Here is a 24840-nt window from a genome sequence, read left to right on the forward strand (position 1 = left end):
ATGTCTTCGACCCTACGGAGAGGGTCCGACATCCTCAATGGTGTTCGCCGTTTGGTCACCGACTGCTCACCGACTGCGCCTGGCGGCGTCGGTCGGTTCGTCGATCAGGCGGACGCCGCTGCGGCGTCCTCGAATTCCTCGACCTCGCGCTCCCACGCGTCCTTCGCCAGGCGGTACCAGAGGTAGAAGGCGAACCCCGCGAAGATCGCCCACTCGACGGCATAGAACACGTTGAGCCAGTTGACCGGCGACATCTCGTTCGGCGCCGGCGAGTCGATGTCGACGAGCCCTGCGGATGCCTCGGTCGAGGCGAGATACGGCCGATACACGTCGAGCTGATCGGTGTCGTGCCAGAAGCTGAGCAGTGCGGCGGGCGACATCCGGTTCATCCGGTCGGGCTGGTCGTGCGGCGGCGGGACCGGTCCCTCGTCGGAGATGATGCGGCCGGCGATCTCGACGGCGCCGGCGTCACCGGCGTTCAGTTCGTCGATCGCGGCGTCCGCGCTCTCGCGGTCGGGCGCCCATCCGATCGCGACGGCGATCGAGGTGCGCTCGGCGACGCGCAACTGACCGGTCACCCAGTAGCCCTCGACGCCGTCGTTGTACCGCTGCGAGACGACGAGGAAGTCACCGGGCACCCAGGTGCCCGAGGTCTCGACGCGCTGCCCGACGAGCGGCTCCGGGAGGTACTGCCCCGGAGCGACGACCTCGTCGAGCCGCTGCACCTGCTCGGTCGCGCCCGGCTCGGGCGGGTCGGTCTCGATCGCCCGTTCGAGCTGCCACTGGCCGAGCCACGCGAACACACCGGCCACCAGCAGGCAGAACAGCAGCATGCCGATCCATCGCCCGCGCAGCATCACCTCGCGGAGGGTCGGGGGGAACAGCGGGGCGGACGACACGGCGGCGATAGGGAGGATCAGGCTTCGTACGGGGCGAGGACGACCTCGACCCGCTGGAACTCCTTGAGGTCGGAGTATCCGGTGGTCGCCATGGATTTGCGCAGCGCGCCGATGAGGTTCGCGGTGCCGTCGGCCACGGGAGCAGGACCGTACAGGATCTCTTCGAGCGTGCCGATCCCGCCGACCTGCACGCGACGACCGCGCGGCAGCTTCGGGTGGTGCGCCTCCGGGCCCCAGTGGTAGCCGTGACCGGGCGCATCGGTGGCGCGGGCCAGCGCGACGCCGAGCATGACGGCATCCGCCCCCATCGCCAACGCCTTCACGATGTCGCCCGAGGTGCCCACGCCGCCGTCGGCGATGACGTGCACATAGCGTCCGCCGGACTCGTCGAGATAGTCGCGACGCGCCGCGGCGACGTCGGAGACGGCGGTCGCCATCGGCGCATGGATGCCGAGGGTCGCGCGCGTGGTCGACGCCGCTCCCCCGCCGAAGCCGACCAGCACACCGGCCGCGCCCGTGCGCATGAGGTGCAGGGCGGCGGTGTAGGTGGCCGCACCGCCGACGATCACGGGCACGTCGAGGTCGTAGATGAACTTCTTGAGGTTGAGGGGCTCGACGTCGCTCGAGACGTGCTCGGCCGACACCGTGGTGCCGCGGATCACGAAGAGGTCGACCCCGGCCGCGGCGACCGTGTCGTAGAACTCCTGGGTGCGCTGCGGCGTGAGGGATCCTGCGACGGTGACACCCGCCTCGCGGATCTCGGCGAGGCGCTGCGTGATGAGCGCGGGCTTGATCGGCTCGGCGTACAGCTGCTGCATGCGCACGGTCGCCTGGGAGTCGCTGAGGCCGGCGATCTCGGCGAGCAGCGGCTCGGGATTCTCGTACCGGGTCCACAGGCCCTCGAGGTCGAGCACGCCGAGGCCGCCGAGCTGCCCGAGCATGATCGCCGTCTGCGGGCTCACGACGGAATCCATCGGCGCCCCCAGCACGGGGATGCCGAAGCCGAAGGCGTCGATCGTCCAGGCGGTCGACACGTCCTCCGGGTTGCGCGTGCGCCGCGAGGGCACCACCGCGATGTCATCGAACGTGTACGCGCGACGCGCGCGCTTTCCTCGGCCGAGCTCGATCTCCATGGTCACCCCGTAAGCCTACCCGGGCGCGGAGGCGGTCGATGGCTGGGAGACTGGGAGCGACATCGGGAGGATGCATGGGAGCGGATGCCGCAGCGGTCGTCGTGGTGGGCGGTGGGGTCATGGGACTCGCCACGGCCTGGGAGCTCGCGCGGCGCGGGAAGCGCCCCGTCGTGCTGGAGAGGTTCGCCCGCGGCCACCGCGAGGGTGCGTCGCACGGAGCCACGCGCAACTTCAACAACGCCTACGACGAGGATCACTACCTCGACCTCCTCGTGCGTGCACGGGAGGGCTGGGACGCACTCGGCGACGTCGATGGGGCTCCCCTGCTGCGGTTGCACGGACTCGTCACGCACGGCGATGTCGACCTCTCGCGGATCCACGAGCGCCTGACCGCGCGCGGGATCCCGGCCGAGGTGCTCTCCACCGGCGAGGCCCACCGCCGCTGGGCCGGCATGCGCTTCGACGGCGACGCGCTGTGGTCGCCCGACGCCGGCGTCGTGCGGGCATCCGACGCCCTGATCGAGTTCGAGCGCCGCATCGTCGGCGCCGGCGGCGAGGTGCGCTGGAGCACGCCGGTCGCGTCGATCGCCGACCGCGGAGAGGACGTCGACATCGCCCTCGCCGACGGCTCGCACCTGCGCCCCGAGACCGTCGTGGTCACGGTCGGCGCCTGGAGCCAGAGCCTCGTCGGGCGGCTCGGACTCCCCCGGCTCACGGTCACCGAGGAGACCCCCGCGCACTTCTCCCCGGTCGACGGAGCCGTCTGGCCCTCATTCAACCACTACGTCGAACCGGCGGAGTACCCGGCGACCGTCTACGGGATGCCCACCCCCGGGGAGGGCGTGAAGGTCGGCTTCCACCGCGTGGGCGACGAGGTCGATCCCGATGCCCGTCCACACGTCCCCACGCACCTCGGCGCCCTCGCGGCGTACGTGCGCGAGTGGATGCCGGGACTCGACGCGGTGAGCGCCGCGCCGATCAGCTGCACCTACACCTCCACCGACGACGGCGCCTTCGTGCTCGACCGACGCGGACGGATCGTCGTCGGAGCGGGCTTCTCGGGCCACGGCTTCAAGTTCGCGACCGGGATCGGGGCGACGCTCGCGGATCTCGCACTCGACGAGTCGACGCGCGCCGCCGAGCCGTTCCGGCTCCGCGACGAGACCTGAGGGGTCAGAACACGCCGCAGGACGGCATCCGCGCGCGGCGAGTCCCGACCCCGCGCCGGGATTTCAGCCGTTGTGCAGGTTCGGCAGGCGCAGCGCCTCCGTGCGCAGGGCGACCGGCAGGGTGAACCAGAACTCGGTTCCCGCTCCGACCTCGCTGCGCATGCTCATGCTCCCGCCGTGGGCGAGCACGATCGCGCGGGTGATCGTCAGCCCGAGGCCCACGCCCGGCACGGCGTTACGGGTCGCCGTCGATGCGCGGAAGAACCGGGTGAACAGCATCCCCTGCTCCTCCTCCGGGATTCCGAGGCCGGTGTCCTCGATGCAGATGCGAACGTCGCCGTCCCGCATCTCCACACGGGCCGTGACGCGTCCGCCCCGCGGCGTGAACTTGATCGCGTTCGAGAGCAGGTTGTCGACGGCCTGGCCGATCCGGCCGGCATCGACGACCAGGTGCACCGGATCCGCGGGGATGTCCGAGATGAGCTCGATGCCGTTCTTCTGCGCATTCGGCCCCGCCGACTCCACGGCGGATGCCACGAGAGCCGAGAGATCGGTATCCGCCTTCTCCAGGGGGAATCGGCCCGATTCCGCCTGCGCCGTGAAGAGCAGGTCGCCCACGAGGTTCAGAAGTCGTTTCGCATTCCGCTCGATCACGGCGACGAAGTCCTGCTGGTCGGCGGTCAAAGGTTGCTGCGGATCGTTCTGGAGAAGGTCGAGGAAGCCGATGATCGCGCTCAGCGGAGTGCGCAGCTCGTGCGAGATCATGCCGACGAACTCATCCTTGAGACGCGCGACCTCGACGGCCTTCGTCTCGTCCGTGACGACGAGCAGGTAGCCGCGTCGTGCGCCGTCCGTGCCCTGATACAGCGACAGGGTGAGACGCGCCGGGACGACGGAGCCCCCGGCCGTGGTCATGTCGACGTCGGCCTCGACCGTGCGACCCGCGTCCACCTCGTCGAGCAGGGCGCGTATTCCGGTCGAATCGTCGAGCGACCGAGGAGTCGCAGGATCGGCGAACAGGCCGAGTGCCGTGGGATCGAAGAATCGATCGACGGTCACACCTCCGAGTGCCTCGTCGACCGAGATTCCGATGAGGCGCTCCGCCCCGGGATTCCACGCGATCACGACGCCCTGACGGTCGGTCGCGATCACCGCCTGAGCGGTGATCGAATTCCACAGGCTGCTGAACGAGTCCAGGAGGAACTGGTACTGCTTCTCGCTCGCCTGGAGTTGCTGAACCATCGAGAGGTTCGACGAGAGCGCCGCCGTCCGCTCGACGACGAGCGATTCTGCTTGAGCGGTGCGCAGGCGCTGCAGACGCGAGAGTTCGTTCACGATCGCGCCGACCACTGCGAACACGAGGGGGCTGATCACGCCGCGGAGCCAGGCGAGATCGCCGGATGACGGGTCGAGAGCGATCGGCATCAGGAACGCGATGGATGTCAGGACGCCGATCAGGAAGACGGGTCGCAACCCCGGCGCGGCGGCGAGCCAGATCACCGGGAGCAGGACGAACGCCGAGAACAGCGACGCGGTACCCCCTGTGCCGAGCCGCAGGGCGCCGATGGCGAGGATGTCGACGGCGGGGATGAGGAGCACGATCCATCCGTCGTGGACTCCGCGAGCCGCGAGGATCGCAGCGAGGACGGTGACCAGACCCACGAGCGCGATGCCCGCGATCGCCGCCGGCGGGTTGGTCGCCTCGATGCCCGGCACCGAGACCACGAGCAGCCCCGCGAGGGCGACGGCGACGGCGGTGGGGCCCTGCTTGATGAGCGGTGTCGGGTCGTCGAAGTACCGTTGCCATCCGCGCTGCGGGGGTGCGGGGGCAGCCGCTGTGCCGAGCGATTCGTAGCGGTTCATCGGCTGACTCCGGCGACGGCGCTGCGCAGCGCCGCGCCGCGCACGGGCTTGGGGAGCGCGGCATCCGCCGTCGGGTACGACGCCACATCGAGCACGGAGCTGATCACGAGGAAGCACCGCGGGAACGTCTCGCGTACCAGGCGCGCGCACTCGGCGCCGGAGATGCCCGGAAGCAGCAGATCGAGCACCGCCAGCGAGGGGTCGATGTGCGGGAAAGCGGAGATCGCCGACTCGGCGTCGCCGGCGGAGAACACGTCGAAACCCTCGCGGTCGAGATGACGACGCAGCAGCGACATCTGGTCGAGGTCGTCCTCGACCACGAGAGCCAACGGGCGTGCGCTCATCGAAGGAACATCTCGCGGACGACCACGACGACGACGACGACGGCGACGGCGGCGAGCGCCTGCCAGACCAGCCGCTTCTCGGAGCGCGCGTCCTGCTCGATCTCCTCGGCCTCGGCCTGAGGCGTGGGCATCTCGGTCATGAGTCGACCCGTCCGACCTTCTCGGTCTTGATCCAGGAGGCGTCGGCGCGACGCCACTCCTTGATGTAGGAATCCACGGTGATGGCGCACAGCAACGAGCCGTATCCGCAGATGTAGAGCAGGAGGCCGGCGAAGAATCGCCCACCCGGCAGCTTCTCGACGGTCCGGGCGAGCCAAACGCCCAGCATCGAGATCGGGCCCCAGAGATAGAAGACGAGCGCCCAGACGAAGAGGGTGTCGTCGTTCAACGACCCACCGAGGGCGCGAACGGCGTCCTCGAACGCCCAGGGGAACAACGCGATGGCCATCAGGATCAGCGCGCCGAGGCCGGGGAACATGATGGCCTCGCGCCACGAGTGCCGACCGATGCGTCCGTCGAGCTGCACGGAATAGAGCATCGAGAACAGATAGATGCACGCGGCCGAGATCCACATGAACCGGAAGACGAACTCCGCGATGTCACTGTGGAAGATGAGCAGGACCACGAGCGCGGTCGCCGCGACCAGCATGAAGGCCGGCAGCAGCAGGATCGTGAACCATGCGAGCCCGAACGAGAAGCTGCCCAGCTGATGGTCGGGGCTGGGTCGGAACCACAGGTGCTTGTAGATCGACGTCAGCTGCACGTTGCCGCGGGCCCACCGAAGACGTTGCTTCCAGAGCGCGTCGATCGTGCGCGGCTCCTCGGCCAGCACGACCGCGTACGGCTCGAACACCGCTCTCCGGCCCTTCAACTGCCCTTCGAAGGTGGTCATGGTGTCTTCGGCGAGCGTGCCGGTGGGGATCCGTCCGCCGATCGCCTCGAGGTTCGCCCGCGAATGCAGTTGCGCCCCGCCGGCCAGGCAGGCGATCGCCCCGAGCACGTTCTGGGTGCGCCGGGCGGAGAGCTGGCCGATGATGTACTCGACGCCGATGAACCGCGTGAGGTAGTTGCGATCGCGGCTGCCCTCGGCGATGTATGCGGTCACCGCGCCGACCTTCTCGTCGGCGAGGTGACGGGTGAGCTTTCGCAGTGCGTCGCGCGCGAAGATGACGTCGGCGTCCATGATCAGCACGGCCTCGGTCCACGGGTCGGCGAGGGCGATATCGAGTCCGTGGTTCAGCGTGTGCGCCTTGCCCTGACCTCCGACCTCGCGCCGAAGGTGCTCCACTCGGCCCGGATGCTGCGCCGCCTTCGCCCGTACGATGTCCGGCGTGTCGTCCGTCGACGCGTCGTCGACGACGAAGATCCGCAACCGATCCTCCGGGTACTGGAGTTGCAGCAACCGTTCGATCGCGGGCCCGATCACGAGTCCCTCGTTCCAGGCGGGGATGATCACCGCGACGTTCGGGTGATGCGGGGCCGCCTTGCCGTAGTGGTTGCGGAACGCGTGCATCGGCAGCGAGAGGAACTGCAGCCCCGTGTTGATGACCGGCAGAGTGCCGACGAGGATGCAGAGGATGAGCACGATGACGATCGCCGTCTGCCACCACTCGAGCTGGTCGATCACGACAGCGCCTCCGCTCCGAGCAGATCGCGTACACGCGCGTACCGGCCCACATCCCGGGCGTCGTGGCTGTCGGTGGAGGCCACCAACTCCGCACCGGCGGCGCGGAGCGCGGCCAGCGACGCGGGCTCGGGGCATCCCCACTTCTCGTTGATCTCGACGAGCGTGCCCGTTCGGGCGGCGGCCCGTGCCCACGCCGTCAGACGCTCGTCGCCGAGGTCGCTCTCGGCGAGACCGATCTTCGGCAGCAGCGAGAAGCAGTGGGCGAGCTGATTGCCCGGGTGGCGTTCCATCGCGGCGATGACACCGGTCACGAAGTCGTCGAGCACGTCCGTCGTCGCCCACCCGGCGGCGATGCGCTCGCGCACGGCGGTCGGGCCGAGGGGCCCGTCGGCCCCGGGGAACTGGTGGTCGGCGATGAGGATGCGGTCGATCCCCGGCGGCAACTCGGGGATGTCGAGGGTTCCCGCGGTGTCGAGGATCTTGGCCTCGACACCCGTGAGCACCGTCAGCCCCTCGGGCACGCGGAGGGCCGCGATCGCGGAGACGTACTCGGGCACCCAGGTGGTGTCGCGGCGCACGTGGTCGACGATGCGGAGGGTCTCGAGGCCCACGACGACGGCGGCCGCGACGTTCTCCTCGGGTGTGGAGACGGCGTCGTCGGAGAAGGTGGAGTGGACGTGGTGGTCGCCGCGGAGGATGCGGCCGCTCACGCTTCCTCCTGATGGCCGGCATGCTCCGAGACGAGCACGTCATCGATCTCGACCACGATGTCCTCGAGGAAGCGCACCGAGGCGAGTTCCCGGAACGGCAGGCGCTCGGGGAGTTCCGCCCCCAGGAACAGGTCGACCACGAGCGACGGGATGTCGACGCCCGCGGCGATCGTGAGCGGCAGCGCTCCGGGGAATCGCGGGTTGACCTCGAGGAGCACGGCGGCGCCGGTGCGGTCGCGGCGGAGCTGCACGTTGGCGACGCCCACCAACCCGATCGCCCGGGCGACCTCGGCGGCGGTCTCCTCGAGCTCGGGATCGTGCACGGTGCGTCCGGCGATCGCGACGCCGGAGTCCACACGCGCGCGGGTGCGCGGCACCGCGGCGACGACCCTTCCTGCGGCATCGGCGATGACGTCGACCGAGTACTCCTCGCCGGGCAGGAAGTCCTGCACGATCAGTCCCTCGTCGAGCGGGAGCGCTTCGAGCGCGGCCCGATCGGGCACCAGGCGGATGCCGCGGCTCCCCGCACCCTGGCGGGGCTTCGCGAAGACGGGGAACTCCCACTCGATCGCGAGCGCGTCAGCGCCCGCCAGCACCGTGCGCGGTGCGCGTCCGGTGGGAGCGCACCGCTCGGCGAGGAGCAGCTTGTCGAGCGCGGTGTCGAGGGTGTCGGCCGAGGGCGCGGCGAGGACGGCGGGGGCGAGTTCCTCGCGTCGGCGGGCGAGGGCGATGAGTTCGACGTCGACCGTCGAGATCACGAGGTCGAGGCGGTCGTCGGCCACCATCCGCGCCAGAGCCGGCACGAAGTCGTCGGACTTGCCCGGCGGCACCAGACGCCGCTGCTCGGCGGGCACGAGGTAGAGGCCCGCCGCCCAGCCGTCCATGTCGGCTGCGAAGACCGTCAGCTCCGGTCGGCGCAGCAGCGAACGGATGACGGCGACCCCGGCAGGTCCGCCGGCTCCGGTCACGAGGACGCGGGCCATGTCAGCCCTCCTGTCGGGTGAGTTCATGGGCGCCGACGAACGCCGCCGTCTCGCGGACGATCTCGAGCGGCTCCACCGCGACGCCGCCGCCGAAGCGCGACCAGTAGCGCGCGGTCGCTCGCACGAACTCCGGCTCGAGGTAGGCGCGGCTCGCGGTCTGCGATCCGAAGCAGTCGAGCAGGCGCAGCTTCTGATCGACGAAGCCGTCGATGCGCACGAAGCGCGTGGGCCGGAAATCGATCGTCGATGAGGGGCTCTGGTAGCAGGCGACCGTGCCGACGCGACGCGTGGCGACCGTGGTCGCCTCGTTCACGGCGCGGTGGTCCTGATGGCGGTCGTGCGCGGAGTGCGTGTAGACGATCGTGGGCTGGATCTGCTCGACGACCTCTTCGATCAGGCGCACGGTCGACCCGCCGCCGGAGATCTCGGTGTCGACCAGGTCCTTGAGGAACAGGCGGGCGCCGATCAGCTCGGCGGCGGCCAGCGATTCGTTCTGACGGCTGTCGGCATCGCCCCCGCGCGCGCCCCGCGACAGGGTGAGGATGGTGATCTCATCGCCCGCGGCGGCGTGCGCGGCGAGCACTCCCCCGACGCCGATCTCGACGTCGTCGGGGTGGGCTCCGACCGCGAGCACGATCTCCTTGCGGCGCCCTTCTTCGCGGCGTCGACGGCCCTCCTCCGCGAGCTTGCGGACCACCTCGACGAGACGCGCGTTGTCGAGCGGCTTGGTGAGGAACTCGTCGGCCTGGGCGCGGAGGGCCGAGACCGCGTACTCCACCGAGACGTGGGCGGTCATGACGACGACCGGCACCGCGGGCACCTTGCGACGCAACTCGGCGAGGAGCTCGAGCCCGTTCAGGCCGGGCATCTCGATGTCGGTGATGACGACGTCGGGGCGGATCTCGGCGACCTTCTCGACCGCGACGAGCCCGTCGGGGGCGAGGTCGACCACGCACCCGGCCCGTCGCTCGAGCACCGTCTTCACGAGCAGGGAGACGTCCTGGTCGTCATCGACGACGAGGACACGGATGGCGTCTACGGACAATTCGGCTCTCCTGGGGGAGATTCCCGGCCGTGGGGGCGGTGCACCCCCGACGCCTTCGTCACCGGGAGCGCGCGGGAAAGGGCGAGCAGGTTCCTCACGATTGTGGCACACCCCCTTCGCCGCACGGCGCGCAACGCCACGCAGAGGAAGAGGGACGGATGCCGCAGCATCCGTCCCTCTTCCTCGTCCGCGCGAGCGGATCACTTCTTGTAGTTGGGTGCCTCCACGACGATCTGCACGTCGTGCGGGTGCGACTCCTTGAGTCCGGCCGAGGTGATGCGCACGAACTTGCCGCGCGTCTTGAGCTCCTCGATCGTACGGGCGCCGACGTAGAACATCGACTGACGGAGTCCGCCGACGAGCTGGTACGCGACGGCGCCGAGCGGTCCGCGGTAGGGGACCTGACCCTCGATGCCCTCGGGGATGAGCTTGTCATCGCTGGGAACGTCGGCCTGGAAGTAGCGGTCCTTGGAGTAGGAGGTCTGCTTGCCACGGGTCTGCATGGCGCCGAGCGAGCCCATGCCGCGGTACTGCTTAAACTGCTTGCCGGACTGGAACACGATCTCGCCCGGAGACTCGTCGGTGCCGGCCAGGAGCGACCCGAGCATCACGGCATCCGCACCGGCGACGAGCGCCTTGGCGATGTCGCCCGAGTACTGCAGCCCACCGTCGGCGATCACCGGCACGCCCGCGGGGCGGGCGGCGAGGGAGGCTTCGTACACGGCGGTCACCTGCGGCACGCCCACGCCGGCGACGACGCGGGTGGTGCAGATGGAGCCGGGGCCGACGCCGACCTTGACCGCGTCGACTCCCGCATCGACGAGCGCCTGTGCGCCCTCGCGGGTCGCGACGTTACCGCCGATGATGTCGATGTGCGCGAAGGACTCGTCGGCCTTGAGCCGCTTGACGAGATCGATGACGCCCTGCGACTGACCGTTGGCGGTGTCGACGACGAGCACGTCGACACCGGCGTCGCGCAGCGCCTCTGCGCGCTCCCACGCGTCGCCGAAGAAGCCGATGGCCGCACCGACGCGCAGACGACCCTGGTCGTCCTTGGTGGCGAGGGGGTACTTCTCGCTCTTGTCGAAGTCCTTGATCGTGATGAGACCGGCGAGCTTGCCGTCGGCGTCGATCAGGGGCAGCTTCTCGACGCGGTGCTTCGCGAAGAGGGCGATGACCTCGCCGGCTGCCACGCCGACGGATGCGGTGACGAGCCCCTCCGACGTCATGACGTCCTTCACGAGGGTCGACTGGCGCTCGAAGCCCGAGACGAAGCGCATGTCGCGGTTGGTGATGATGCCGACGAGACGGCCGTCGCCGTCGACGACGGGCAGGCCCGAGATGCGGTACTGCGCGCACAGCGCGTCGACCTCTTCGACGGTCGCGTCGGGGGTCGTGGTGATCGGGTCGGTGATCATTCCCGACTCGCTGCGCTTCACGCGGTCGACCTGCGACGCCTGGTCGGCGATCGACAGGTTGCGGTGCAGGATGCCGATGCCGCCCTCGCGCGCCATCGCGATCGCCATGCGCGCCTCGGTGACGGTGTCCATCGCACTGGAGAGAAGAGGAGTGGCGACCGAGATGCGACGGGTCACGCGCGAGGAGGTGTCGGCCTCGCTGGGGATGACATCCGTGTGCCCGGGAAGGAGGAGAACGTCGTCGTACGTCAGTCCGACGAAACCGAAGGGATCGTGCTGTTCCATGGATGCTCCTCCTGCGCGTGTCGCGCGACGCCGAGTTCGTGGGGCCGGCCGGATCCGACCGGGAAACCGTATGAAGATTCTAAGCGGAGAGCGGCCGAGAACATTCCCGGAGCCGGGTATCGCGACGGCCCCGATCGGCCCACCGGTGTATTGGTACCGCTCTCATTTCGATCAGATTAAAGGTGTAGGCGAAACGCAGATCGCACACTACAGTCAAGTGCGTCGTCCAACCCGAGACGGTCGAAGTCTGTGCGAAGGTGCACTCACACTGGAGGTTGCGTGGGACCCACAACAATCGCCGTCCACCGGAAGAAGCCGTGGCTGGTCGCGTTCATCGGAGTGCTGCTCGCACTCAGCGCGATCCTCATGCAGCCGCCGCTCGCCGCCTCGGCAGAGACGACAGACGACGGTCAAGAGGTCACCGACTTCTACTTCGGCGGGGTCATCACCTTCGACGACGAGCCGGTCGAGGGCGTCGAGCTCTCGGTCTCCGGCAACGGCTTCGAGGGCGAGACCGAGACGGATGCCGAGGGCAAGTGGCGCCTGTACGTCCCCGAGAAGGAGACGTACACGATCACGGTGAACGAGGAGACGCTCCCCGACGGTGTGATCGTCGACGCGACGCTCCTCCCCGAGGGCACCCAGCCGATCTCCGGCACGACGGCGTCGTTCGAGGTCGAGTTCGGCCTCACCGGCACCAAGATCCTCAACCTCTTCCTCGGTGAGGGTGAGCGCATCACCGTCAGTCTCATCGATCAACTGGCCTCACGGCTCGTGGGCGGCCTGAACTTCGGCCTGCTCCTCGCGCTCGCGTCGATGGGTGCCGCGCTCATCTACGGCACGACGCGACTGTCGAACTTCGCGCACGCCGAGATGGTCACCTGGGGCGGGCTCGTCGGCGTCGTGACGACCTCCCTGTGGATGCTTCCGCCGTGGCTGGGCATCGCCGCGGCCGTGATCGCCGGCGGTCTGCTGGGCTGGGCCATGGACGCCGGTCTGTGGCGTCCGCTGCGGCGTCGAGGGCTGGGCGTCGTCCAGCTGATGATCGTGAGCATCGGCCTCTCGCTCGCCCTCCGCTACCTCTTCCAGTACATGATCGGCGGCGGCACCTACCAGCTTCCGGGAGCGAGTCCCGAGCCCATCCGCTTCGGTCCCATCTCGCTGTCGTACATCGACCTGATCGCGATGGCCGTCAGCATCGTCGTCATCATCGGTGTCGCGTTCTTCCTCACCCGCACCCGCATCGGCAAGGCCACGCGAGCGATCTCCGACAACCCGCAGCTCGCCGCGGCATCCGGCATCGACGTCGACCGGGTCGTCCGATACGTCTGGATCCTCGCCGGAACGCTCGCCGCGATCTCGGGCGTGCTCTGGGGCTACTTCCGCCCCGGAGTGACGTGGAACATGGGCATGCAGATGCTGCTGCTCATCTTCGCCGCGATCACGCTCGGAGGTCTGGGCACCGCCTTCGGCGCTCTCGTCGGCTCGCTCATCGTGGGCATGGCCGTCGAGGTGTCGACTCTCTGGATCCCCTCCGACCTGAAGTACGCGAGCGCTCTCGTCATCCTCATCGTGATCCTTCTCGTCAGACCGCAGGGCCTGCTCGGCCGCAAGGAAAGGTTGGGCTGATCATCATGGACTTCGGATCCATCTTCACCAACACGGCCGCATACCTGTTCAGCCCGATCACGCTGGCCTATGCGCTGGCGGCCACGGGTCTCGCCGTGCACTTCGGCTACGCCGGGCTGCTCAACTTCGGCATGGCGGCGTTCATGGCCATCGGTGGCTACGGTTACGCCATCTCGGTACTGAGCTTCGGGCTGCCGTGGTTCGTGGGCATGCTCATCGGCCTGCTGGGCGGTGCACTGTTCGCAGTGCTGCTCGGCATCCCGACCCTGCGCCTGCGCGCCGACTACCTCGCCATCGCGACGATCGCCGCGGGCGAGATCGTCCGCCTGCTCTTCACGACGCAGGTCTTCGACGAGTTCACGAACTCCGCCGACGGCCTCGCCCAGTACAACGGCGGCTTCCGCGACGCGAACCCCTTCCCCCCGGGAACCTACGGGTTCGGTCCGTGGACGTACACCGCCAACGATCTGTGGAACCGCGTCTTCGGGCTGATCGTCCTGGCGCTCGCGGTGCTCCTCGTCTGGGCGCTGATGCGCAGCCCCTGGGGGCGCGTGCTCAAGGGCATCCGCGAGGACGAGGACGCCGTGCGCTCGCTGGGCAAGAACGTCTTCGCTTACAAGATGCAGGCGCTGGTCGTCGGCGGTGTGCTCGGCGCAGCCGGCGGAATCGTCTTCGTCCTCCCGTCGGCGGTCGTCCCCGGCAGCTACTCGACGTCGCTGACGTTCTTCCTGTGGACGATCCTCCTTCTCGGCGGCGCGGCCACCGTGTTCGGCCCGACGCTCGGAGCGGTGCTGTTCTGGGTCGTCAACGCCTTCCTGGCGAGCCTGCTGCCCCAGATGGCGAACGCGGGCATGCTGCCGATGACCGACAAGCAGGCGGCGACCGTCGTCTACATCGTCGTCGGCATAGCACTCATGCTGCTCGTGATCTTCCGCCCGCAGGGCATCCTCGGAGACAAGAGGGAGATGACCTTTGTCAAGTGAACTGACCCCCGAGCCGGCCGCCGCGCCCGCGACGGGAAGCATCAAGCGTCCGAAGACCACCGGCCTGACGAAGGGCGAGGTAGGGCCCGGCGTCGCCAAGGTCGACCCGATCCTCGTCGTCGACGCGGTGCAGCGACGCTTCGGCGGCATGACCGCCGTCGACGTCGAACACCTCGAGATCCCGCGCGGCGCCATCACGGCGCTCATCGGTCCGAACGGCGCAGGCAAGACCACGCTGTTCAACCTGCTCTGCGGATTCGACAGGCCCAACAGCGGCACGTGGTCGTTCGACGGCAAGAACCTGTCGGGCATCCCGTCGTTCAAGGTGGCCCGCATGGGTCAGGTGCGCACGTTCCAGCTCACGAAGTCGCTGTCGCTGCTCACCGTCCTCGAGAACATGAAGCTCGGGGCCACCGGCCAGCGCGGGGAGGGCTTCTGGTCGAGCCTGTTCCCCTTCCTCTGGCGTGCGCAGGACACCGAGATCGAGGGCAAGGCGCGTGAGCTGCTCGCCCGCTTCAAGCTCGACGCCAAGGAGAAGGACTTCGCCGCCGCGCTCTCGGGCGGTCAGCGCAAGCTCCTCGAGATGGCTCGGGCGCTCATGAGCGATCCGACGCTGGTGATGCTCGACGAGCCGATGGCCGGCGTGAACCCGGCCCTCACCCAATCGCTGCTCGACCACATCCTCGACCTCAAGGAGCAGGGCATGACCGTGCTCTTCGTCGAGCACGACATGCACATGGTGCGGCACATCGCCGACTGGGTCGTCGTCATGGCCGAGGGCCGCGTCGTCGCCGAGGGGCCGCCGGACCAGGTGATGGACGACCCGGCGGTCATCGACGCGTACCTCGGCGCGCACCAGGACGTCGACCTCGGCGCCGTCACGGGCCGCATCCCCGTCGTCGCCGACGCCGAGGCCGCGCGCCTCCGCGAACAGATCGAGGCCGAGGCAGAGGCAGAGCTCGAGGCGACGGATCCCGTCGACTCCGACACGAAGGACAACGCATGAGCGAAGACAAGGTGGTCGTCGAACTCACGGACGTCCACGCGGGCTACCTTCCCGGCGTGAACATCCTCAACGGCGCGAATCTCGTCGCGCGTCAGGGCGAGCTGATCGGCATCATCGGTCCGAACGGTGCGGGCAAATCGACGCTACTCAAGGCGATGTTCGGTCTCGTCAACGTGCGCGGCGGCGAGATCACACTGAACGGCGAGAGCATCGTGGGCCTCAAGGCCGACAAGCTCGTCAAGCGCGGTGTGGCGTTCGTGCCGCAGACGAACAACGTCTTCCCCTCGCTGTCGATCGAGGAGAACCTGCAGATGGGGCTCTACCAGAACCCCAAGATCTATGCGGAGCGCCTCGAATTCGTCACCGGCATCTTCGCCGAGCTCGGCAAGCGACTGAAGCAGCGCGCCGGATCCCTCTCGGGCGGTGAGCGGCAGATGGTCGCCATGTCGCGCGCGCTGATGATGGATCCGTCGGTGCTCCTGCTCGACGAGCCGTCGGCCGGCCTCTCCCCCGTGCGCCAGGACGACGCGTTCATCCGTGTCTCCGACATCAACAAGGCCGGCGTCACGACGATCATGGTCGAGCAGAACGCACGCCGCTGCCTGCAGATCTGCGACCGCGGCTACGTGCTCGATCAGGGCAAGGACGCGTACGAGGGCACCGGACGCGAGCTGCTGAGCGATCCGAAGGTCATCGGGCTGTACCTCGGGACGCTCGCCGACGACGTCGCCTGAGCGCTTCGACAGGGGGCGGGATGCTGCGGCATCCCGCCCCCTTCGTGTGCGGTCTCGGCCGTGACCCGGACGCGAACGAGCCGGGCACGAGGAAGGCCCCGGATGCGAGCATCCGGGGCCTTCCTGTGATCGGACGATCAGTCGATCCGATGGATCAGTTGGTGCGCTCGATGGTGTTGCCCGCGACGTACTTGTAGATGCCGATCGTGGCACCCTGCGGGTCGCCGTTCTCGTCGAACGTCACGTCGCCGGAGTAGCCGTCGTAGTCGGCCGTTCCACCGCCGTTGATGATCTCGGCGCACTCGGCGAAGCTGGTGCACTTCTCACCCTCGCCCGAACCGCCCGAGACCTCCTGCATCTTGGCCGCGATGTCGGCGCCCTCGGTCGAACCCGCCGCCAGCGACGCGAGCGCCACCAGGATCACGGCGTCGTATGCCTCGGCCGCGTAGGTGAAGTCCTTGACCTCGGGGTTGCCGGCAGCCGTCCACGACTCCTGCAGACGATCCGTGAAGTCATCCTCGAGCGCGGGGCCCGCCTTCGTCCCCTGCGCGCCCTCGAGCGAGACCGAGATCTCGTCGCCGTAGTCGGATAGGTTGCCGTCGACCATGTAGAACTTGTCGGCCGAGATGCCGGCGTTCACCAGCAGCGGCGCGATGGTCTTGAACTGCTCGAACGACACGATCGCGACGGCGTCGGGGTTCTGCGCCTTGATCGACTCGACCTGCGCATCGAACTGCGCATCGCCGACGTTGAACGAGACCGACTCGACGACCTCGCCGCCGGTGCCCTCGAACGTCGTGGTGAGCGCGTCGTTCAGGCCGGTGCCGTAGGCGTCGTTCTGGTAGATGATGCCGAGCGTCTTGGCGCCGTCCTCGGCGATCAGGTTGCCCAGCACCTCACCCTGCAGCAGGTCGCTGGGAGCGGTGCGGAAGTAGAGTCCGTCATCCTCCCAGGCGGTGAAGTCGGGGGAGGTGTTCGAGGCCGAGATCTGGAGGATCCCCGCGCTCACGTTTCCGTCGAGCACCAGCTTCGAGACGCCGGAGGCAGCCGCACCGACGATCGCGCTGACGTCGGCGTTGCGCAGCTTCTCGATCGACGTCTCGTACGCCTTGGTGTCGGTGTCGCCCTCGTCCTCGGAGGTGAGGTCGATCGTGATGCCGGCCTCGGCCGCGTTGACCTCTTCGACCGCGAGTCCGACGCCGGACTCCATGGGCGGTCCCAGGAAGGCCAACGAACCCGTCTTCGGCAGCAGCGAGCCGAGCTTGAGGGTGAGATCGGTGGCGGGCTTCTCGCCACCGCTGGACGAGTCATCCGACGGGGTGCTGCTGCATCCCGCGATGACGAGGGCAGACGCGCTGACAAGCGCAATGCCTGCGAAGATCTTCGCGGTGCGCGAACCCTTCAGTGCCTTCATAATGCTCCCTTGCGTAACTGAGAGTGGACGTGACCACAGTCGAGTGCTCTAACCCTAGGGCGCGCGACCGCTCCGTAGGGGTCGCAAGTGTTTCGGTGCGTTAACGATCCGACACCCGATGGAATACCGTACTCAGGCGATGGGCGTGGGAGCGGTCCTTCGCCCTCGTCGCGCGGCGAGCAGCAGGTCGATCACGAACACGACGATCGCGATCCAGACGATCGCGAAACCCGCCCAGCGCTCGGCCGGCATGGGCTCGTGAAGGAAGACGACGCCGATGATGAACTGCATCACCGGGGTGATGAACTGGATCATCCCGATGACGGTCAGATCGATCCGGCGCGCACCGGCGGCGAAGAGCAGCAGCGGTACGGCGGTCGCGATCCCCGCACACGCCAGCAGCACCGCGTGCCATGCGCCGTTCGCCCCCATCGTGAGGCCCTCCGCAGTCTGCGCCACCAGGACGAGCTGGACGACGGCGATCGGGATCAACCAGAACGACTCGAGGGTCAGACCGCTGACGGCATCCACCGCGGGTCCGATCTGCTTCTTGATGAGGCCGTACAGACCGAAGGATGCCGTGAGCGAGAGGGCGATCCACGGGAACTCGCCGTGGGCCACGATGATCACCACGACGGCGACCGATGCGATGGCGATCGCCGCCCACTGGAGCCGGCGGATCCGCTCGCGCAGGACGAACACCCCCAGGAGCACCGTCGTGATCGGGTTGATGAAATATCCGAGGCTCGTCTCGACGACGTTTCCCGTGAGGGTGCCGATGAGGAACACCTGCCAGTTGACGTAGATGAGCAGGCCCGCGAGCGCCGTCCACCCCAGGAGTCTCGGCCGCCGGATGATCGCGAGGAACGCCGCCCAGCCCCGCATCACGGTGAGGAGGACGAGGCAGAAGACGAACGACAGCAGCACCCGCCAGGCGACGACCTCCCAGGGGCCCGTGGGCACGAGAAGCAGGAAGTACAGAGGCAGTACGCCCCAGAGCAGGTAGGCACCGCCCGCGTAGGCGACTCCGGAGGTCTGGCTCGACGAAGCACGGGGGACGGAACTCACCGGACAACCCTATGCCCGCGGTGCGCGTCCTCCGGCGGTTGCGCGGACTGCCGGAGGATTTCGGCAGGAATCGGATGCCGCGTGGCGGATGCCGCACCTCCCTCGGGGGCTCAAAATGGCCGATCGGTATACTGATCCACATCGCCTGAGCCCTCGCGATTCCGCAGTTCATCTCGCGGACAGCCCCGCCTCCGCACCCGACGACGGCGGTCTCCCGAAGGACGTGCCGTGGCCCCGCACACGCTCCCCCCGGTCGTCGCGTGCGGCGCGTACGAACGCGACAACCTCGGCGATCTGCTCTTCCTCGTCGTCGCCGATCACTTCGCGCGCGGCGTCATCGATGTCGAGTACACCGCGCCGATCGCCGTCGACATGACGACGCTCCTCGGGCGGCAGATCACCGCGACCGGCCCGGCCCTCGCCGAGAAACCCGCCACGGGCATCTGGACGGTCGGCGGCGAGGTCGGCGCCACCCAGCGGGAGTACGTGTACCGGACGGCCGTCGACGACGCCGAGTGGGAGCGGTTCTCGTCATTGGACGCCGCCGAGCAGGACGCGCTCCTCGACGAGGTGATGGGTGCACGGATGGAGTCACCGTACGTGCCGCGCCCGAGCGCGTTCCTCCGCAACCACGGCGCGCGCCTGGTGCTCAACTCCGTCGGAGTCTCGGGCATCGGCGGCCTCACTCCCTGGCGTGCCGCCGTCGCCGCGAGCGCCCTGCGCGAAGCGCACTACATCTCGGTCCGCGATCCGAAGTCCGCCGATCTGCTCGATCGCCTCGGCATCCCGCACCGTCTCGCGCCCGATCTCGTCCACACGATCGCGTCGGTCCTGCCGATCGACGCGCCCCGCGACGGCTCCGTACTCCTTCAACTCTCAGAAGGACACATCCGCACCTACGGGATCGAGGCCTGGACCGCCGCCGTCGTCGCGTGCTCGGAGCTCGGGGATCACCCCGTCCGACTCTTCGTCGCCGGATCCGCGCCCTCGCACGATTCGATCGATCTCTACCGAGAACTCATCGACCGGGTCTCGGCCGAGCGCCCGAACTGGGACATCACCCTCAGCGACGCACGCTCGATCGACGACCGCGTGCGCGAGATCGCCACGGCCTCCCTCTGGATCGGCAGCTCGCTGCACGGGCGCATCCTCGCCTGCGCCTACGGCACGAAACGCCTCAGCATCGCCAAGCCGAAGGTCGACGTCTACGCCGAGACCTGGGACGCGGACTTCCCGTTCGGCATCGAGCCCTCCGACCTCCCCGGTGCCGTGACCGCAGCACTCGAGCACGAGCCGGACGCCGCGCATGCCGCCTCCCTCGCGGACTCCGCACGGAAGAGCGTGGTCGATGCTCTGGCGGTCTTCACGCGATCGGACGATGCACCCGAGAGAGATGCGCTCGCCATCCGCATCGATGAGGTGGCGCAGCTCCAGATCGCGGCCATGCGACTCGAACACGAGCACGCCGAGGCGGTGCGTTCCGGCAAGGAGCGAGCCGCCGAGGCTCTCCGGCTGGCGGGTGATCGTGACGAGCAGCGTCGCGCGCGCCGCGCGGCCCAGACCGAACTCGCTCAGGTGCGCGCCCGACTGCACGAGATCGAGACGAGCACGCCGTGGAGGATCGGATCGCGCCTCACCTCTGTAGCGCGTGCGCTACGTCTTCCCCGGCCCTCTTCGCTCCGCCGGCGCGGACGCGACGACGGCCCCGCCGCGCGCTGACGAAGAAGGGGCCCGGATGCCGAAGCATCCGGGCCCCTTCTCGGGAACGCTGAATCAGCGGACGACGACCGCCAGGACGTCGCGAGCCGACAGGACGAGGAACTCGTCCGCACCGAACTTGACCTCGGTGCCGCCGTACTTGCTGTAGAGCACGCGGTCGCCGACGGCGACGTCGAGCGGAACGCGGTTGCCGTTGTCGTCGATGCGACCGGGGCCGACCGCCACGACCTCGCCCTCCTGGGGCTTCTCCTTGGCGGTGTCGGGGATGACCAGGCCACTCGCGGTGGTCTGCTCGGCCTCGACCTGCTTGATGACGATGCGGTCCTCGAGCGGCTTGATGGAAACCGACACGGTCTACCTCTTCTTTCTTGACGCTGACAGGAAGACTTGTTCGCACTCTCAACCCGAGAGTGCTAACGCCAGTGTAGGCGCTTCGCTGGCACTCATGCAACGCGAGTGCCAGCCCCGCCGCCCGCGTAGGCTGTGCGAGTGGAGATGTCTGAGCTGCAAGCGCTGCTGACCCCCGTCGGGCTGGAGTTGCTGGATGCGCTCGGCAGCGTCGAGTCGACGAACGAGGTCGCACGCGCGGTCTCGCGGTTGCGGGCCGAGGGCCATTCCCCTGAACTCGTGTCGGCCGTGGTCGGCCAGGCGCACCTTCGCTCGAAGGCGAGAGCGAAGTTCGGACCTTTCGCCGAGCGGATGCTGTTCACGCGCGCGGGCCTCGAACAGGCCACGCGTCTCGGGGTCGCCGCCCGTCACGCCCAGCGCATGCGCAGCGCCGGGCTGACCCGCATCGCCGACCTCGGCTCCGGGATCGGCGGCGATGCCCTCGCCTTCGCCGGGGCCGGTCTCGATGTGCTCGCGGTCGACGCCGACCCGGTGACCGCGGCGATCGCGGCGTACAACCTCGCCCCTTTCGGAGAGAGCGCGACCGTGCAGCACGGAACCGCCGAGAGCGCCGACCTCGACGGGCGCGACGCGGTGTGGATGGACCCCGCCCGGCGCACGGCCGGGCACAGCGAGACACGCCGCGTCTCGCCCGACGACTACTCCCCGTCGCTGGACTGGGCGTTCGCCCTCGCCTCCCGCGTGCCGACCGGGATCAAGCTCGGCCCCGCCCACGATCGCGATGCGCTGCCGGCCGACGCCGAGGCCCAGTGGGTCAGCGCCGACGGCAGCGTCGTCGAACTCGTGCTCTGGACAGGGGCCCTGGCTCGCGCCGGCGTGCGCCGCGCCGCGCTCGTGATCCGCGGGGAGCGCTCGCACGAACTCACCGCCGGTGCCGATGCCGTCGACGCCGAGGTGCGTGCGCTCGGCTCCTTCCTGCACGAACCCGACGGAGCGGTCATCCGGGCGCGCCTGATCGGCGACGTCGCCCGCAGCCTCGATGCCGGCATGCTCGACGAGAAGATCGCGTATCTGACCTCGGATGCCGCGCTCACCAGCCCGTTCGTGCAATCGTTCCGGGTGCGCGAGACGATGGCCGCGAATCCGAAGGCGATCGATGCCGTGCTGAAGGCGAACGACATCGGCACGCTGGAGATCAAGAAGCGCGGGGTCGATATCGACCCCGCGCAGTTCCGCAAGAAGCTCACGCTGCGCGGGAGCGCCTCGGCCACGCTGATCCTGGTGCGCGTCGGGGACCAGCGCCGCGCGATCCTCGCCGACCGGGTTCCCGTCGCGGAGTAGGTCAGCCCGCTCGGGCTTCGGTGATCGTCAAGTAGGGCGTCTGGCTCGCGGTGAAGGCGAGAGTGAGCGAAGAGCCCGGCCCGGACCCCGATCCGTCGTCCGACACGAAAGTGGACAGCCCGACGTCGATCGCGGTCGTGGAGGGCAGGCAGACCGCATCGATCTGTGCGGCATCGACGATCAGGCAGGTCTCGGGCTCGACCGTCTCGCCGTATCGATTCGCCATCCAGACCGGCCCGTCGCGGAAGTAGCCGACGATGCTCAGGTTCATCTCGAATCCCTGCTCGACCAGCTCCTCCGCCCGCGTGCGCTCGTCTCCGGCGAATCGGGCGAGGATCGACGACGACGAATCCCACCGCTGGAACGCGGCGCCCGGCCTGCCGTCGGAGGCCAGGAAGACGTAGGCGTTGAGCGAGGTGAACTCCGCCGTCACCTCGTCGATGTTCTCCCCGGGGAGCATGACCGAGACGTTGATGCCGAGGTCCTCGAAGTCGGATGTGCGCTGGCACTGGGACTGCGTGGCGACGTCGACGTCGACCACGGCGCAGGTGAGATCGCCCTCTCCCTTGGTGCCGAGCCAGACGATGGCGCCGGAGTCGTCGTCCTTTCCGGCCGCGCGCAGCGTGCCCGGGTCGAAGTCCGACTCGTCTTCGAGCGTCGCACGTCGAGCCTCCTCGTCCGCCGTCAACGCGATGGCAGTGGAGACGGGGCCGAACACGAGCCAACCGATGCCGAGGCCGGAGACGAGCAGCAGCACGGTGGAGACGGCGACGAGGCGCCAGTGCCGTCTGAGCAGGGCACCCAGAGCGCGGGGATCGGGCGTGCGGGGATCGGTCACCGAAGCGGATGCACCGGCCGCACCGGAGCCATCCGCGTCGTGCGCGGCATCCGCATCGTGCGCGGCATCCGCGTCGTGCGCGGCATCCGCGTCGGCGACCGCGACGAAGCCGAGCTGTTCCTCGACGCTGGGAAGGCGATCGGATGCCGGCGCGGGCACGGGCACAGCGGGGACCGCACCGACTTCGCCGGACAGCGGAGGCGCGGGATCCGGAGCGGCCGAGGGTCGCACCTGCTGGAGCTCACGCAGTCGCGCCGCCTCGGCGCGCGTCAGCGCGGCTTCGCGGCCATAGGCCTTGCGTTGCAGGGTGCGCAGCTCGTCGGTCTCCGTCATCCGAGCCCGCCTCCGGAGGGTTGCCGCGTCACCGCGAGCGACTCGCCTCCTGCTCCGGTCGTGAAGGTGTACGTCGCGCCGGAGGCGCCGCCGGACGGCGTGAGGCCGAGCCCACTCCTCGCGCCGTCACCGAGGACGTCGCACATCGTGTCGGTGGACTTGTCTCCGATCGCAACGAGGCACGTCTCGCCCGTCGCCGTGTTCTCCCCCACCCACACGGTCACCGCGTCGTCACTGCCGACGATTCGCACGCTCTCCCGTTCGAGACCCTGCTCCACGAGGCTGTCGGCATCCGACTCCTCGTCCGCCGACCAGGGCCCGCCGGGGGCGAGTGCTCGATCAGTGGCGCTGGTCCGGATCGACGGCCGAGATCCATCGAAGGCGAGGTCGACAGCGACACGGGTGGCCTGATCCGATCGCGGGTCGGTCGTGAGCGACGCCGAGAGTCCTGCCGACTGCACATCGGCGGTCGGGTTGCACGCCGCCACCGTGTGCTCGGCGTGCCCGAGCACCAGGCAGGTCCACTCGCCGCCACCCTTCGTCGCCGTCCACGCGACCACGTCGTTGACGACGGTCAGCGGCCGTGCGGAGTCGCCGTCGAACCCGTCCTCGGCGAACACGGCCTCCTGCCACTCCTGCTGCTCGGCGGTGAGGGTCACCGGCTCCCCGCCCGTGGGCCCGGAGAGCGCCCATACGGCCGTTCCACCGATCAGCACTCCCGCGATGAGGGCCGTGGCGAGGGGAACCCAGCGACGGCGGGGCGAGGACGGACGGAGTGCGGGTGCGTCGGCATTCTCCGCCTCGTTCCGTGTCAGTTCGTCGAGCCGCTCCGCGTCGTGTGCGTCGAGACCCCCACCTCGTCGGTAGGCGCGCGCCTGCAGGGAGCGCAGTTCGTCGTCAGCATTCATTCGCCGTCTCCCGGGGCCGACTCGCGGGTGATCTGGAGATACGACGGCCCGTCGCCGTACGTGAACAGGATGAATGAGGAGGCACCCGTCTCCGGATCGAGGCGATCGAACCCGAGACCTCTCCGTCCCTCACCGATCGCCGAGAGCTCCTCGCAGAACACCATGGGGTCCGCTTCCGCATCGTCGTACGCGATGCACGTCTGTCCGGTCGATACCTTGACGCCGCTCCAGATCGGCACCTCGCCGTCGTAGCCGATCACCCAGAGGCTGGTGCGGTCGAGGCCGAGCTCGACCAGCTCCTCTGCGACCGCCGCCTCTCCATCGTCGCGGTACGACGCACCGAACTCGTCCGGCGGCGCGAAGAGGAAGCTTCCGGTGAGCACGGCGGGCGCTCCTTCCGGCGTGAGGAAGAGGCGTGCCGATACCTGTCTCTTCAGCTCACCGTCGGCGACGACCGTGCGCACCGCGTCGAAGCCCGAGGAGCGCACACTGTCCGTCGACTGGCAGAACGGCACTCGCTCCTGGGCATCGCCGAGGATGAGGCACGTCCGGAGTCCCTTCGACTGCGTCCCCACCCAGATCACCATGTCGTCCTCGACTGCCATCGCTCGGATGGATCCGATGTCGTACTCGCCCCCGTCGACGAGTCCCCGCTCCCATTCCCCCTGCGCCGGTGTGAGGTCCACATCGTTCTCCGACGGACGCGAGAGCGCCCATCCGGCGGCCGCACCGAGCGCGAAGACGACGAGGAGGCCGACGGCGATCAGCGGCCAGCTCGGGCGGCGAGCGGATGACGGCGGCGGCACCACGGGCGCCGGTGTCGAGGCTGTCCACGCTTCGTCGCGAGGCACCGTGACGGCATCCTTGTTCGCCGAGTCGTCGATCTTCGGTCGGGCGCGCGTCGCGTCGGCCGGCGCCTCGCCGCGCCGCGCCGCGAGCTCCCCGAGTCGCCGCGTCTCGGCGGCTGTGAGACTCCCGTCACGCCCATACGCGCGCGCCTGCAGGGCGCGCAGTTCGACGACTTCCTCGGCGTCGAGCATGCG

At 69.0% G+C, this 24840-nt stretch carries 23 protein-coding genes; 7 read left to right on the forward strand and 16 right to left on the reverse strand.

Annotated features, from left to right (window positions below):
- Positions 1-104 precede the first annotated feature (104 nt).
- Together ACIPVN_RS05945 and ACIPVN_RS05950 are read right to left on the reverse strand one after the other, a co-directional pair.
- Positions 105-857 carry an SURF1 family protein gene (locus ACIPVN_RS05945; RefSeq protein WP_400443320.1) on the reverse strand — a complete coding sequence of 251 codons (753 nt, stop codon included), beginning with the start codon at positions 855-857 and terminating at the stop codon, positions 105-107.
- Positions 858-916: 59 nt separating this feature from the next.
- Complete coding sequence (locus ACIPVN_RS05950) at positions 917-2032, reverse strand: GuaB3 family IMP dehydrogenase-related protein (protein WP_400443322.1); 1116 nt, start codon at positions 2030-2032, stop codon at positions 917-919.
- A gap of 74 nt (positions 2033-2106) precedes the next feature.
- Between ACIPVN_RS05950 and ACIPVN_RS05955 the strand changes: the two genes are divergently transcribed.
- Positions 2107-3201, forward strand: a complete 1095-nt coding sequence (locus tag ACIPVN_RS05955; protein WP_400440744.1) for an FAD-dependent oxidoreductase — start codon at positions 2107-2109, stop codon at positions 3199-3201.
- 63 nt (positions 3202-3264) lie between these two features.
- Here the strand turns inward: ACIPVN_RS05955 and ACIPVN_RS05960 are convergent, their stop codons facing one another.
- The 8 genes from ACIPVN_RS05960 to guaB form a co-directional block, all read right to left on the reverse strand.
- Entirely contained in the window at positions 3265-5064 is a 1800-nt protein-coding gene (locus ACIPVN_RS05960; RefSeq protein WP_400440747.1) for a sensor histidine kinase, read from the reverse strand.
- Entirely contained in the window at positions 5061-5408 is a 348-nt protein-coding gene (locus ACIPVN_RS05965) for a response regulator transcription factor (protein ID WP_400440750.1), read from the reverse strand. The genes ACIPVN_RS05960 and ACIPVN_RS05965 overlap by 4 nt, the downstream gene beginning before the upstream one ends.
- Positions 5405-5548 carry a hypothetical protein gene (locus ACIPVN_RS05970; RefSeq protein WP_400440753.1) on the reverse strand — a complete coding sequence of 48 codons (144 nt, stop codon included), beginning with the start codon at positions 5546-5548 and terminating at the stop codon, positions 5405-5407. Before ACIPVN_RS05970 ends, ACIPVN_RS05965 begins: the two co-directional genes overlap by 4 nt.
- On the reverse strand, positions 5545-7035 hold the full coding sequence (locus ACIPVN_RS05975; RefSeq protein ID WP_400440756.1) for a glycosyltransferase: 1491 nt from the start codon (positions 7033-7035) through the stop codon (positions 5545-5547). The genes ACIPVN_RS05970 and ACIPVN_RS05975 overlap by 4 nt, the downstream gene beginning before the upstream one ends.
- Positions 7032-7745 carry a PHP domain-containing protein gene (locus ACIPVN_RS05980; RefSeq protein WP_400440759.1) on the reverse strand — a complete coding sequence of 238 codons (714 nt, stop codon included), beginning with the start codon at positions 7743-7745 and terminating at the stop codon, positions 7032-7034. Before ACIPVN_RS05980 ends, ACIPVN_RS05975 begins: the two co-directional genes overlap by 4 nt.
- Positions 7742-8728, reverse strand: coding sequence for an ATP-grasp domain-containing protein (locus ACIPVN_RS05985; protein ID WP_400440762.1), 987 nt, complete (start codon positions 8726-8728; stop codon positions 7742-7744). The genes ACIPVN_RS05980 and ACIPVN_RS05985 overlap by 4 nt, the downstream gene beginning before the upstream one ends.
- A 1-nt stretch (position 8729) precedes the next feature.
- Entirely contained in the window at positions 8730-9773 is a 1044-nt protein-coding gene (locus ACIPVN_RS05990; RefSeq protein ID WP_400440765.1) for a response regulator, read from the reverse strand.
- Positions 9774-9973: 200 nt separating this feature from the next.
- Positions 9974-11476 carry an IMP dehydrogenase gene (guaB, locus tag ACIPVN_RS05995; protein WP_247623174.1) on the reverse strand — a complete coding sequence of 501 codons (1503 nt, stop codon included), beginning with the start codon at positions 11474-11476 and terminating at the stop codon, positions 9974-9976.
- A 366-nt stretch (positions 11477-11842) separates the two neighbouring features.
- Between guaB and ACIPVN_RS06000 the strand changes: the two genes are divergently transcribed.
- The 4 genes from ACIPVN_RS06000 to ACIPVN_RS06015 are packed head-to-tail and all read left to right on the forward strand — an operon-like array spanning position 11843 to position 15828.
- On the forward strand, positions 11843-13105 hold the full coding sequence (locus ACIPVN_RS06000) for a branched-chain amino acid ABC transporter permease (protein WP_400443324.1): 1263 nt from the start codon (positions 11843-11845) through the stop codon (positions 13103-13105).
- Between the two features lie 5 nt (positions 13106-13110).
- Positions 13111-14088: a branched-chain amino acid ABC transporter permease gene (locus ACIPVN_RS06005; RefSeq protein WP_400440769.1), complete on the forward strand. Its 978-nt coding sequence runs from the start codon at positions 13111-13113 to the stop codon at positions 14086-14088.
- Between the two features lie 40 nt (positions 14089-14128).
- Positions 14129-15094 (forward strand): ABC transporter ATP-binding protein, encoded by a 966-nt coding sequence (locus ACIPVN_RS06010; protein ID WP_400443325.1) that lies wholly within the window; start codon positions 14129-14131, stop codon positions 15092-15094.
- On the forward strand, positions 15091-15828 hold the full coding sequence (locus ACIPVN_RS06015; protein WP_247623176.1) for an ABC transporter ATP-binding protein: 738 nt from the start codon (positions 15091-15093) through the stop codon (positions 15826-15828). Before ACIPVN_RS06010 ends, ACIPVN_RS06015 begins: the two co-directional genes overlap by 4 nt.
- A gap of 154 nt (positions 15829-15982) precedes the next feature.
- Here the strand turns inward: ACIPVN_RS06015 and ACIPVN_RS06020 are convergent, their stop codons facing one another.
- Positions 15983-17242 carry an ABC transporter substrate-binding protein gene (locus tag ACIPVN_RS06020; protein WP_400440772.1) on the reverse strand — a complete coding sequence of 420 codons (1260 nt, stop codon included), beginning with the start codon at positions 17240-17242 and terminating at the stop codon, positions 15983-15985.
- Between the two features lie 132 nt (positions 17243-17374).
- A complete protein-coding gene (rarD, locus tag ACIPVN_RS06025; protein WP_400440775.1) occupies positions 17375-18310 on the reverse strand; it encodes an EamA family transporter RarD in 936 nt (311 codons plus the stop codon).
- A 228-nt stretch (positions 18311-18538) separates the two neighbouring features.
- Between rarD and ACIPVN_RS06030 the strand changes: the two genes are divergently transcribed.
- Positions 18539-20029: a polysaccharide pyruvyl transferase family protein gene (locus ACIPVN_RS06030; protein WP_400440778.1), complete on the forward strand. Its 1491-nt coding sequence runs from the start codon at positions 18539-18541 to the stop codon at positions 20027-20029.
- 54 nt (positions 20030-20083) lie between these two features.
- On the opposite strand, the gene groES is transcribed toward ACIPVN_RS06030, so the two are convergent.
- Positions 20084-20380: a co-chaperone GroES gene (groES, locus tag ACIPVN_RS06035; protein ID WP_017203655.1), complete on the reverse strand. Its 297-nt coding sequence runs from the start codon at positions 20378-20380 to the stop codon at positions 20084-20086.
- Positions 20381-20524: 144 nt separating this feature from the next.
- Between groES and ACIPVN_RS06040 the strand changes: the two genes are divergently transcribed.
- Entirely contained in the window at positions 20525-21718 is a 1194-nt protein-coding gene (locus ACIPVN_RS06040; RefSeq protein WP_400440781.1) for an SAM-dependent methyltransferase, read from the forward strand.
- Position 21719: 1 nt separating this feature from the next.
- On the opposite strand, the gene ACIPVN_RS06045 is transcribed toward ACIPVN_RS06040, so the two are convergent.
- Genes ACIPVN_RS06045 through ACIPVN_RS06055 form a run of 3 tightly spaced genes read right to left on the reverse strand, consistent with a single transcriptional unit; the run spans position 21720 to position 24837 of the window.
- Complete coding sequence (locus ACIPVN_RS06045) at positions 21720-22889, reverse strand: hypothetical protein (protein ID WP_400440784.1); 1170 nt, start codon at positions 22887-22889, stop codon at positions 21720-21722.
- Positions 22886-23797, reverse strand: a complete 912-nt coding sequence (locus tag ACIPVN_RS06050) for a hypothetical protein (RefSeq protein WP_400440787.1) — start codon at positions 23795-23797, stop codon at positions 22886-22888. Before ACIPVN_RS06050 ends, ACIPVN_RS06045 begins: the two co-directional genes overlap by 4 nt.
- A complete protein-coding gene (locus ACIPVN_RS06055; RefSeq protein WP_400440790.1) occupies positions 23794-24837 on the reverse strand; it encodes a hypothetical protein in 1044 nt (347 codons plus the stop codon). The genes ACIPVN_RS06050 and ACIPVN_RS06055 overlap by 4 nt, the downstream gene beginning before the upstream one ends.
- Between the last annotated feature and the right edge of the window lie 3 nt (positions 24838-24840).

The sequence above is a fragment of the Microbacterium sp. NPDC090003 genome (genome assembly GCF_044748385.1).
Taxonomy (GTDB): Bacteria; Actinomycetota; Actinomycetes; order Actinomycetales; family Microbacteriaceae; genus Microbacterium.